The organism is Romboutsia sp., assembly GCF_035470145.1.
In the GTDB taxonomy this organism is placed as follows: domain Bacteria; phylum Bacillota; class Clostridia; order Peptostreptococcales; family Peptostreptococcaceae; genus Romboutsia_D.
Window position 1 is genome coordinate 23,815 of sequence record NZ_DATIRC010000385.1, and the last position, 11,169, is coordinate 34,983.

11 protein-coding genes are annotated in these 11,169 nt (G+C 28.6%); all 11 read left to right on the forward strand.

The genetic code is table 11. From position 1 onward, the window contains the following. Nucleotides 1-264 precede the first annotated feature (264 nt). The 11 genes from dnaA to VLM92_RS15215 all read left to right on the forward strand — a co-directional run bounded on the left by dnaA (nt 265) and on the right by VLM92_RS15215 (nt 10,906). Nucleotides 265-1,584 carry a chromosomal replication initiator protein DnaA gene (dnaA, locus tag VLM92_RS15165; protein WP_325277158.1) on the forward strand — a complete coding sequence of 440 codons (1,320 nt, stop codon included), beginning with the start codon at nt 265-267 and terminating at the stop codon, nt 1,582-1,584. Between the two features lie 241 nt (nt 1,585-1,825). Beyond that, nucleotides 1,826-2,932 carry a DNA polymerase III subunit beta gene (gene dnaN / locus VLM92_RS15170; protein ID WP_325277159.1) on the forward strand — a complete coding sequence of 369 codons (1,107 nt, stop codon included), beginning with the start codon at nt 1,826-1,828 and terminating at the stop codon, nt 2,930-2,932. A 155-nt stretch (nt 2,933-3,087) separates the two neighbouring features. Then, nucleotides 3,088-3,294 (forward strand): S4 domain-containing protein YaaA, encoded by a 207-nt coding sequence (gene yaaA / locus VLM92_RS15175; protein ID WP_325277160.1) that lies wholly within the window; start codon nt 3,088-3,090, stop codon nt 3,292-3,294. Between the two features lie 15 nt (nt 3,295-3,309). Next, the gene (gene recF, locus VLM92_RS15180; protein ID WP_325277161.1) at nt 3,310-4,425 is read left to right on the forward strand and encodes a DNA replication/repair protein RecF; all 1,116 of its coding nucleotides are present in this window, start codon (nt 3,310-3,312) and stop codon (nt 4,423-4,425) included. Continuing rightward, entirely contained in the window at nt 4,426-6,327 is a 1,902-nt protein-coding gene (gene gyrB, locus VLM92_RS15185; protein WP_325277162.1) for a DNA topoisomerase (ATP-hydrolyzing) subunit B, read from the forward strand. A 17-nt stretch (nt 6,328-6,344) separates the two neighbouring features. Further along, nucleotides 6,345-8,771 carry a DNA gyrase subunit A gene (gyrA, locus tag VLM92_RS15190; RefSeq protein ID WP_325277163.1) on the forward strand — a complete coding sequence of 809 codons (2,427 nt, stop codon included), beginning with the start codon at nt 6,345-6,347 and terminating at the stop codon, nt 8,769-8,771. Between the two features lie 64 nt (nt 8,772-8,835). Continuing rightward, a complete protein-coding gene (locus VLM92_RS15195) occupies nt 8,836-9,120 on the forward strand; it encodes a YtxH domain-containing protein (protein WP_325277164.1) in 285 nt (94 codons plus the stop codon). Beyond that, nucleotides 9,120-9,377: a DUF948 domain-containing protein gene (locus VLM92_RS15200; protein WP_325277165.1), complete on the forward strand. Its 258-nt coding sequence runs from the start codon at nt 9,120-9,122 to the stop codon at nt 9,375-9,377. Before VLM92_RS15195 ends, VLM92_RS15200 begins: the two co-directional genes overlap by 1 nt. Before the next feature lie 24 nt (nt 9,378-9,401). Beyond that, complete coding sequence (locus tag VLM92_RS15205) at nt 9,402-9,719, forward strand: STAS domain-containing protein (protein WP_325277166.1); 318 nt, start codon at nt 9,402-9,404, stop codon at nt 9,717-9,719. Between the two features lie 24 nt (nt 9,720-9,743). Then, nucleotides 9,744-10,130, forward strand: a complete 387-nt coding sequence (locus VLM92_RS15210) for an ATP-binding protein (protein WP_422662682.1) — start codon at nt 9,744-9,746, stop codon at nt 10,128-10,130. Further along, nucleotides 10,130-10,906 carry a SigB/SigF/SigG family RNA polymerase sigma factor gene (locus VLM92_RS15215; protein ID WP_325277168.1) on the forward strand — a complete coding sequence of 259 codons (777 nt, stop codon included), beginning with the start codon at nt 10,130-10,132 and terminating at the stop codon, nt 10,904-10,906. Before VLM92_RS15210 ends, VLM92_RS15215 begins: the two co-directional genes overlap by 1 nt. The last annotated feature ends 263 nt before the right edge of the window (nt 10,907-11,169 follow it).

Genomic DNA, 11,169 nt, shown 5'->3' on the forward strand with positions numbered 1-11,169 from the left:
CTGTGGATATAAATGTGCATAACTTCTGAGTATTGTGACAATACTTTAGTTATAAACTACATTTATTATATCTTGATACTATTTATAACTTTATATACATATTGTTTATATAATTTCACTTTTTAAGAATAATTTGTGTTATTAGTATTTTATCCACATAATTATCCATAAGTTTCGTTATTAAATAAAATATATATATTTTTTTGTCTTTTTTGTTAATAACTTTGTGGAAAATGTTAATTATTCTGTTCGGAGGTTTATATTATGGATATAGTTTCTTTATGGGACAAAACACTACAACTAATAAAAGGTGAGTTATCTCCACCTAGTTTTAATGCTTTTTTTAAACAAATAGTACCTTTAAAAATATACATGAGTGATTTAATACTTTTAGTACCTAATGATTTCACTAAAGGTATTTTAGAAGATAGATACTTAAATCTAATAGAAAGCTCTGTAAATCAGCTATCATTGAAAAAATATAATGTTAAATTCGTTTTAAGCGAAAAAGATGTAGAAGGATTTAGTGAAGAAAATAAAACTGCTACAATCAAAAAGAATTATCCTAATTTAAATCCTAAATATACTTTTGATACATTCGTCATCGGCAACAGTAATAGATTTGCTCATGCTGCATGTGTTGCAGTTGCTGAATCTCCAGCTAAAGCATATAATCCTCTTTTCTTATATGGAGGTGTTGGATTAGGAAAAACACACTTAATGCACGCAATAGGTCATCATATAATGACTCAAAAAAAAGATCCTAAAGTTGTTTATGTTTCTTCAGAAAAATTTACAAATGAACTTATAAACTCTATAAAAGATGATCGAAATGAAGAGTTTAGAAATAAGTACAGAAATGTAGACATATTACTAATAGATGATATTCAATTTATAGCTGGAAAAGAAAGAACACAAGAAGAGTTCTTCCATACTTTTAACTCATTGCATGAGGCGAATAAACAAATAATAATTTCTAGTGATAGACCACCAAAAGAAATACCTACATTAGAAGATAGATTAAGATCTAGATTCGAAATGGGACTTATAACAGATATTCAAGCTCCTGATTTTGAAACTAGAATAGCAATACTTAGAAAAAAAGCTCAAATGGAAAACATTGATGTATCAAATGAAGTAACTACTTATATTGCTAAGAATATAAAGTCTAATATAAGAGAATTAGAAGGTGCACTTACTAGAGTAATAGCTTATTCTTCTCTTACTAATAGAACAATATCCTTTGAACTTGCTGCAGAAGCATTAAAAGATATTATAACTACTTCTAAAAATGAAGAAATTACAGTAAATAGAATAAAAGAAAAAATAGCTTCTGTATTTGATTTAAAAATGGAAGATTTCAACTCTAAAAAAAGAACTAGATCAATAGCTTATCCAAGACAAATAGCTATGTATTTATCTCGTGAGCTTACAGATTTATCTCTTCCTAAGATAGGAGAGGAATTTGGAGGACGTGATCATACAACGGTTATTCATGCCCACGATAAGATTATTAAAGATATACAAGTAAATGAAGAAATTAAGATGAAAATAGACAAAATAATATCAGATTTAAAGGGATAATTTATAAACAATTGTCTGTGGATATGGTGTTGGTATAATGTTTATATTTTTTTGTCTTTAAATTTATTCACAAAATATAATATTTAAACTAACAAAGATATTAACATTTTATACACATGTTGATATCTTTGCATTTATTTCGTTTGATATGGTTATGCACATTATCAACAACACCTACTACTATTACTACTATTATTTTTTATTATTTTTTTATATAAATGCCACAAGGAGGTTATCCACATTGAAAATAATTTGTAATCAAAAACTTTTAGCTAATAAAATAGGTATCTCTCAAAAAGCTATTAACGGAAAAACAACATTAGAACTTTTAAAGGGTATATTATTATCAGCTAAAGACGATCAATTAAAGTTAACTGGATATGATTTAGAAATAGGAATAGAAACTTATACACAAGCAGAAGTAATTCAAGAAGGTGAAATTGTCGTAAATGCAAGACTTTTTGGGGATATAATTAGAAAATTACCAGATTCATTTGTTGAAATAGAAACTGATGATGAAAATAATGTTTATATAAATTGTGTTAATTCAAGATTTAAAATAAAAGGTGATTCTGCGAAAGAATTTCCTAAGTTACCAGAAGTAAATAAAGAAGATTTATACAATATACCTCAAGATTTATTAAAAAATATGATAAAACAAACTGTATTTGCTATATCACAAGATCAAACAAAACCTGTATTAATGGGAGAACTTTTAGAAATAGTCAATGGAGATATAAGTTTAGTTGCTATAGATGGATATAGATTAGCTGTAAGAAGCTGTACAGTTGATAATATGATAAATGATGAAAAAGTTATAATACCTGGTAAATCATTAACAGATGTAAATAGTTTATTATCATCAGAAGAAGATGTCAAAGTAGGATTTGACGAAAAAAATGCAATATTTATAATAAATGACACAAAAATAATAACAAGACTTCTTGAAGGTGAATTTATAGATTATAAAAAATTACTCCCAAGAGAGCATAATTCTAAAGTGAAATTAAACACAAAAGAACTTTTAAATAGTATTGAAAGAGCTTCATTGCTATCTCAATCAGAAAAAAATAATTTAATAAAATTATCAATAAGAGACAATGTTATGGCAATAACTTCTAATACAGATAAAGGAAATGTATACGAAGAAGTAGCTTTAGAGTTAGAAGGAGATTATTTAGATATAGCATTTAACTCAAGATATTTCTTAGAAGGATTAAAAAACATTGATAGTGAAGAAATTTTTATAGAATTTACTACAAATGTAAATCCGTGTATAATAAAACCTGCTGATGGAGTTAAGTATACATATTTATTACTTCCAGTAAGAATATCATCAAATATATAATATAGACGAAGGGAGTGTCATAAAATGATTAATTAAATCATTATACAAAGCACTCTCTTTTTTTGATACACCCCCTTGTCAGCAAATTTGTGATATAATATATTTTTAATGTATTAGTGTAAAAATAAGTAAAATAAGAGAAGGAGGAATTAATTATGATGGAAGTAACTATAGATTCAGAATATATAAAATTAGATCAATTTCTTAAGTTAGCAGACCTTGCTTCAACTGGTGGACATGCTAAATTTTTAATATTAGAAGGTTTAGTTAAAGTAAATGGTGAAGTTGAAACAAGAAGAGGTAAAAAATTAAGACCTCAAGATATAGTAGAAGTTGAAGGAAACATAATAAAAGTAGTATAAAAAGGAGAGCCTTTTATGCGACTAAATAGTTTACAGTTAGTAAATTTTAGAAATTACGATAACTTACATCTTGAATTTAATAAAAAAGTAAATCTTCTTGTAGGAAAAAATGGTCAAGGAAAGACTAATATAGTAGAATCTATATATATGCTATCTTTTGGTAAATCATTTAGAACGAATAAAGACAAAGAGATTATAAAGTTTGAGAGTGAGAATTTGTATGTTGGCGGAAGTTACTCAAAAGAGCATACTAATGGTCTAATAGAGGTAGCTATTGGCAAGAATAAAAAAGGTATAAAAGTAAATAAAATTCATATTCAAAAAATTCATGAATTGCTTGGAAATATAAATGTTGTAATATTTTCACCAGAAGATTTAAGACTTGTTAAAGAGGGACCCAAAGAACGTAGGTCGTTTATTGATAAGGAGATAAGTCAAATTATGCCAAAGTATTATAACTATCTTACAAGTTATAATAAAATACTATTTCAACGAAATCAGTTATTAAAAAGTAAATATATAGATAAAGCTTTATTAGATGTATATGATGAAAGTTTAGCTCAATACGGAAGTTATATTTATATATTAAGAAGAGATTTCATAAAAAAAATAGCTGATGTATCCAGAAATATGCATAAAAAGTTAACTGGTGGCATTGAAAACTTATTAATTACATATAAAAATCAAATTAATATATGTGATGAAGATACTGCAATTACTGTATATAATAGATTTTTGGATAAACTTGCATCAAATCGAGAACATGATATAGAAACTAGGACAACTAAGTATGGATTACATAAAGATGACCTAAATATTTTTATAAATGATTTGGATGTAAGATTATATGGATCACAAGGTCAGCAAAGAACAGCTTCAATTTCTTTAAAACTATCAGAAATAGAATTAATAAATACTGAAGTTGGAGAATACCCAATTTTAATTTTAGATGACGTGTTTAGTGAACTAGACGAAACAAGGCAAAAACTATTGGTAGAGAACTTAAGTGTAGTCCAAATGTTTATAACTACAGCTGAAGTTTCACATAAAAATATATTTGATAAAAGTAATACGACTATTTTCAATATTGAGCAAGGATGCGTTATTAACATAGAGAATGGAGGGAACTAGATGAAACAAGAATACGGTGCAAGTCAGATACAAGTATTAGAAGGATTAGAAGCCGTTAGAAAAAGGCCTGGTATGTATATAGGTTCTACTGGACCTAGAGGTTTACACCATTTAGTTTATGAAGTAGTGGACAATAGTATAGATGAGGCATTACAAGGTTATTGTTCAGAAATATACGTAGCTATAAATGGAGATGGAAGCATATTAGTAAAAGACAATGGAAGAGGTATACCTGTAGAGGTACATCCAAAAACAGGAAAATCAACTTTAGAAACAGTTTTAACAGTACTTCATGCAGGAGGAAAATTCGGTGGAGGAGGATACAAAGTATCTGGTGGTCTTCATGGAGTTGGGGTTTCTGTAGTTAATGCTTTATCTGAATGGTTAGTTGCAGAAGTTCATAGAAATGGAAATATATATAGACAAACTTATAAAAAGGGTATATCAACATCAACACTTGATATTGTAGGCGAAGCTAAACATACAGGAACAGTAATTCAATTTATGCCTGATGCAACAATATTTGAGGAAGTAGATTTCAAGTATGAAACTTTAGAACATAGGCTAAGAGAATTATCTTTCTTAAATAAAGGAATAAAAATAGTTTTTGAAGATAAGAGAGAAGAAAGTCCTAAAATAAAAGAATTTCATTACACTGGTGGATTAGTAGAATATGTTAAATATCTAAATAAAGCTAGAACTGGAATACATGAAGATATAATTTATATAGATAAAAAAGTAAAAGATTGTGTTGTTGAATTAGCAATGCAGTATACTGACGGCTATTCAGAGAACATATATTCTTTTGCAAATAATATAAGTACTCATGAAGGTGGTACTCATTTAGCAGGATTTAGGTCTGCTATTACAAAAACAATAAATGAATATGCTAAAAGAAATAAACTATTAAAAGATAGTGAGCCTAATTTATTAGGAGAAGACATAAGAGAAGGTCTTACTGCTGTAGTATCTGTTAAGCTTCCAGAACCTCAATTCGAAGGTCAAACGAAGACTAAACTAGGTAATACAGAGATGAGAGGAATAGTAGATAGCATAAGTGTAGAAGAATTAGGATCATTCCTAGAAGAAAATCCAACTACAGCTAGAATAATAGTTGATAAAGGACTTAGAGCTCAAAGAGCTAGAGAAGCTGCAAAAAGAGCTAGAGAATTAACAAGAAGAAAAAGTGTATTAGAAAGTACATCATTACCAGGGAAATTAGCTGATTGTGCTGAGAAAGATCCTTCTAAGAGTGAAATATTCTTAGTCGAAGGGGATTCTGCCGGTGGATCTGCTAAACAAGGTAGAGATAGACATTCACAAGCAATATTGCCATTAAAAGGTAAAATACTTAATGTAGAGAAATCTAGATTAGATAAAATATTAGCATCAGAAGAAATAAAAAACATGATAACAGCATATGGTTGTGGTGTTGGTAATGATTTCGACTTAGAGAAAGCAAGATATCATAAAATTGTTATAATGACCGATGCCGATGTCGATGGTGCTCATATAAGAACATTACTTTTAACATTATTATTTAGATATATGAGACCACTTATAGATAATGGATATGTTTATATAGCACAGCCACCATTATATAAAGTTAAAAAACAAAAGAAAGAGCATTACGTTTACTCTGATGAACAATTAAACTCATTATTGGATGAAATAGGAAGAAATGGTGTAGAACTTCAAAGATACAAAGGTCTTGGAGAAATGAATGCAGAGCAGTTATGGGAAACTACTATGAATCCCGAAACTAGAACATTATTACAAGTATCTATAGAAGATGCAGCTATGGCAGATGAGGTATTCTCAATGCTTATGGGTGATAAAGTTGCACCAAGAAAAGAGTTTATAGAAGAAAACGCAATATACGTTAGAAACTTAGATATATAGAAAGGGGATGAGTATCAATGGAAGAAAATAATAGAATACTCCCTATTGAAATAGCAGATGAAATGAAGAAGTCTTATATTGACTATGCAATGAGTGTTATAGCCGGAAGAGCTCTTCCTGATGTAAGAGATGGGTTAAAACCAGTTCATAGAAGAATATTATACTCAATGAGTGAATTAAATTTAACTCCAGATAAACCATATAGAAAGTCTGCCCGTATTGTTGGGGACGTTTTAGGGAAGTATCACCCACATGGAGATAGTGCAGTTTACTTAGCAATGGTAAGAATGGCTCAAGATTTTTCAACTAGAGGGCTTTTAGTTGATGGACACGGTAACTTCGGTTCAGTCGATGGTGATTCACCAGCCGCAATGCGTTATACTGAAGCTAGAATGAGTAAATTATCTCTTGAATTATTAAGAGATATAGATAAAGAAACGGTTGACTATACACCAAACTTCGATGAATCTTTAAAAGAACCTACTGTATTACCAGCTAGATATCCAAACCTTTTAGTAAATGGATCTAATGGTATAGCAGTTGGGATGGCAACTTCAATACCACCTCATAACTTAGGAGAGGTAATAGATGCGACTATACATTTAATAGATAATGAAGATTGTACTATTGAAGATTTAACTCAGTTTATAAAAGGTCCAGATTTTCCTACTTCAGCAATAATAATGGGAAAAGAAAATATTGCTGATGCATATAGAACTGGAAGAGGAAAAGTTAAGGTTAGAGCAAAAGCTTATATAGAAGAATTAGCAAAAGGAAGACAACAAATAATAATTACAGAAATACCATACCAAGTAAATAAAGCTAAATTAGTTGAAAGAATAGCTGAATTAGTTAAAGAAAAAAGATTAGAGGGAATATCTGATCTTAGAGATGAAAGTAATAGAAATGGTATGAGAATAGTTATAGAACTTAAGAGAGATGCAAATGCAAACATAGTATTAAATAATTTATATAAGCATTCTCAAATGGAAGATACATTTAGTATAATAATGCTTGCATTAGTTAACGGACAACCTAAAGTATTAAATCTTAAGCAAATGCTATATCATTATGTACAACATCAAAAAGATGTTGTAACTAGACGTACTAAGTTTGAATTAAACAAAGCAGAAGCTAGAGCTCATATATTAGAAGGTTTAAAAATTGCTCTTGATAATATAGATGCAGTTATACGTTTAATAAGAGGATCTAAAACAGGTCAAGAAGCTAAAATTGGATTAATAGAACAATTCAAGCTTACTGATGTTCAAGCACAAGCGATACTAGACATGAGACTTCAAAGACTTACAGGTCTAGAAAGAGATAAAATAGAAGCGGAATATGAAGAATTAATCAAGAAGATAAATAGATTAAAAGAAATACTAGCTAATGAGAGATTACTTCTTAATGTAATAAAAGAAGAAATGTCTATAATAAAAGAAAATTATGCTGATGAAAGAAGAACAGAAATAACACATGCAGAAGGCGAAATAGACATGAGAGATCTTATTAGTGATGAAGAAATAGCTATAACTCTTACTCACTTTGGATATATAAAGAGACTTCCTGCAGATACTTATAAGAGTCAAAAAAGAGGTGGAAGAGGTATATCTGCTCTTACAACAAGAGAAGAAGACTTCGTAAGACATCTTGTAAGTACGACTACTCATAGTAGATTATTGTTCTTCACAAATAAAGGTAGAGTATTTAGATTAAATGCATATGATATACCTGAAGGAAAGAGACAAGCTAAAGGAACTGCTATAGTAAACTTACTTCAATTAGGACCTGATGAAAAAATTGCAACATTAATTCCAATAGATGGAACTGATGAAAACAAATACTTATTATTAGCAACTAAGAATGGTATAGTTAAAAAGACTAAGCGTGAAGAATTTAAAAATATCAATAAATCTGGTCTTATAGCTATAGGATTAAGAGAAGATGATGAACTTATAGATGTTAAGCTTACTGATGGAAATAAGGATGTACTTTTAGTAACTAAAGGTGGAATGTCTATAAGATTTGACGAAAACGACATAAGACACATGGGTAGAACAGCAATGGGCGTTAAGGGTATAAGTTTATCAAAAGATGATAAAGTAGTATCTATGAACCTTTGTGATGAAGGTAAGTATGTATTAGTAGTTAGTGAAAATGGATTTGGAAAAAGAACGGATATAGAAGAGTACAGAAGCCAAATTAGAGCTGGAAAAGGCATAAAAACTTATAATATAGCTGAAAAGACAGGAAAACTTGTTGGAGCAGAAATGGTAAATGAAGATGACGAAATGATGATAATTAACTCAGATGGAGTTCTTATTAGATTAAGAGTTAATGAAATATCATTATTTGGAAGAGTTACAAGTGGAGTTAAGTTAATGAAAACTAACGATGAAGTTAATGTAGTTTCTATTGCTAAAATAAATATAGAAGAAGAATAGGATTATATCCTATTCTTTTTGCATAATTCAATACATAAAAAAATATATGAGAGGAGAATGTATTATGAGTAAAAAAAAGGGTAAAAACCTATTATTAGGTATACTTTTAGGATTTATAGCTGGTTTATTGTTTGCTCCAAAGAAAGGGTCTGAACTAAGAAGAGAAGCTAAGGAAAAAATAGAAGAAGTTAAAGAAAACCCTAAAGAAGTTCTACAAGAAACATTTGATGGAGTAAAAGAAAAGATAAATAACATGATAGATGATAATTTTATGGATGAAGACATAAATATATGTGAAGAAGAAATAGTTATAAGTAGAAGTTTTGATGAAGAAGGGGAGAATAATTAATGGATGCAATAGGATGGCAAATAGGGGCTATTTTAGTAGGTGCATCAGCATTGATTGTAGCAATATATATAAGTAAATTATTATACAGTGCAACTAAAGTTGTTGAAAAGGCTTATAAAATAGTTGATTATAACGAAAGATATATACATGAAACTATAGAAAATGTAGCTTCAATTACAAGAAATACAGATGAAATATTAGATGTTGTAAATAAAATTACTAGCATAACAAAGATATTTAAATTTATAAAAAGATAATTAGATACTTAAGGAGGTATATAAATGTCAATAAACATAAATTCAAAGTTAGATGCTCAAAATAGTTTTTGGGATGTTGTTTTAGAAGGGGAATTAGATGTCTCAACAGCAGATAAATTAAAAGAACATTTACACAAGTTAGTAGAAAAAGAAATAGTAGATATGAAAATAAATCTTACTAATTTAGATTACATAGATTCAACAGGGTTAGGTGTTATGATAGGAGTTTTAAAAAAATTAAAAATTAGTGATAAGGAAATATATATTATAAATCCTAAAAGCAATGTTAAAAAGATTTTTACTATAACAGGTCTAGATAAAATATTTAAAGTGGAGGGATAGGCTTTGACTTGTGAGACAATAAAAATGGAGATAACTTCAAATCCTGAGTATGTAGGTATTATAAGATTAACTACTTCAGGAATTGCTAATAAAATTGGTTTTTCAATGGATGATATAGAAGATATGAAGGTAGCAGTATCAGAAGCTTGTACAAATGCTATAAAACATAGTGATGATGATGTATTATATATAGCATTTAAAATATTAGAAGATGGAATAACTATAGAAATTCAGGATAAAGGTAAAGGATATGACATAGAATCTATACCTCAACCGGATTTAAACAATCCTAAAGAGAGTGGATTAGGTTTATTTATAATACAAACATTAATGGATGAGGTAAGTATAGAATCAAAAGATAACCAAGGGACTACAATAAAAATGACTAAATATTTAGGAGTTGATATTTAATGAAGAATGTAGCTAATGCTACAAATTACCTAGATATGGATACGAAAGAGCTATTTAAAATATATAGTAAGGATAAGGATAATAAAGAACTTAGAAATATTCTTATTGAAAAACATCTATATTTAGTAAACTTGCTAGCTAAGAAGTATATAAATAAAGGTGTTGAGTTTGAAGATATATACCAGGTAGCTTCATTAGCACTAATATATGCAATAGATAGATATGATATATCAAAAGGATACGAATTCTCAAGTTTTGCAACTCCTACTATAATAGGTGAAATAAAAAAATACTTTAGAGATAAAGTTTGGACGCTAAGAGTACCTAGACGTGTCCAAGAATTAAGTAAAAAAATAAGTGAAGCGAAGCTTATATTAGAACAGGAACAAAAGAAACATCCTAAAGTAAAGGATATTGCAGAATATATAGGATGTACAGAAGAAGACGTTTTAGAAGCTATGGAAGCATCTTATGGTTATCAGCCAATATCACTAGATTCATCTAGTAATGATGACTCAGGAGATAAAGACATAACACTTATGGATAAAATGGGACAAGAAGAAAGTAGTTTTGGAAATATAGAACAAAAAGACTTCATAAATAAATTTATGGAAAATCTAAATAAATTAGAAGTGAAAATATTTAAAGATAGATTCTTTTTGGATAAGACACAATCTACAATAGCAAAAGAGTTAGATATATCTCAAATGACTGTTTCTAGGCTAGAGAAAAAGATTGTAGAGAAGCTGAGAAAAGAATATGAAAAAAATATTTAAAAAAGTATTGACCTACTGTTAATTATATAGTATATTATTACTTGTCCTTAAGAAAAGGGCAAACAACAAAAAATAAACAACAGAAAATAGTTGACAAAACAATAATGTTTTGGTAAACTAAGGAAGTTGAAAAAATGAACTTTGAAAATTAAACAGTAGGTTAATTTATAGAATTTGAAACAAACCAAACAAACAAAGCCAGATATATAACAGTATCTGAGCCCGTTAAACTTTTATTTGAGAGTTTGATCCTGGCTCAGGAT

Excerpts from the sequence above, each read along its gene's own strand:
- dnaA (WP_325277158.1), top strand. The coding sequence starts at position 265 with ATGGATATAGTTTCTTTATGGGACAAAACACTACAACTAATAAAAGGT.
- yaaA (WP_325277160.1), top strand. The coding sequence starts at position 3,088 with ATGATGGAAGTAACTATAGATTCAGAATATATAAAATTAGATCAATTT.
- recF (WP_325277161.1), top strand. The coding sequence starts at position 3,310 with ATGCGACTAAATAGTTTACAGTTAGTAAATTTTAGAAATTACGATAAC.
- gyrB (WP_325277162.1), top strand. The coding sequence starts at position 4,426 with ATGAAACAAGAATACGGTGCAAGTCAGATACAAGTATTAGAAGGATTA.
- gyrA (WP_325277163.1), top strand. The coding sequence starts at position 6,345 with ATGGAAGAAAATAATAGAATACTCCCTATTGAAATAGCAGATGAAATG.
- VLM92_RS15195 (WP_325277164.1), top strand. The coding sequence starts at position 8,836 with ATGAGTAAAAAAAAGGGTAAAAACCTATTATTAGGTATACTTTTAGGA.
- VLM92_RS15200 (WP_325277165.1), top strand. The coding sequence starts at position 9,120 with ATGGATGCAATAGGATGGCAAATAGGGGCTATTTTAGTAGGTGCATCA.
- VLM92_RS15205 (WP_325277166.1), top strand. The coding sequence starts at position 9,402 with ATGTCAATAAACATAAATTCAAAGTTAGATGCTCAAAATAGTTTTTGG.
- VLM92_RS15210 (WP_422662682.1), top strand. The coding sequence starts at position 9,744 with ATGGAGATAACTTCAAATCCTGAGTATGTAGGTATTATAAGATTAACT.
- VLM92_RS15215 (WP_325277168.1), top strand. The coding sequence starts at position 10,130 with ATGAAGAATGTAGCTAATGCTACAAATTACCTAGATATGGATACGAAA.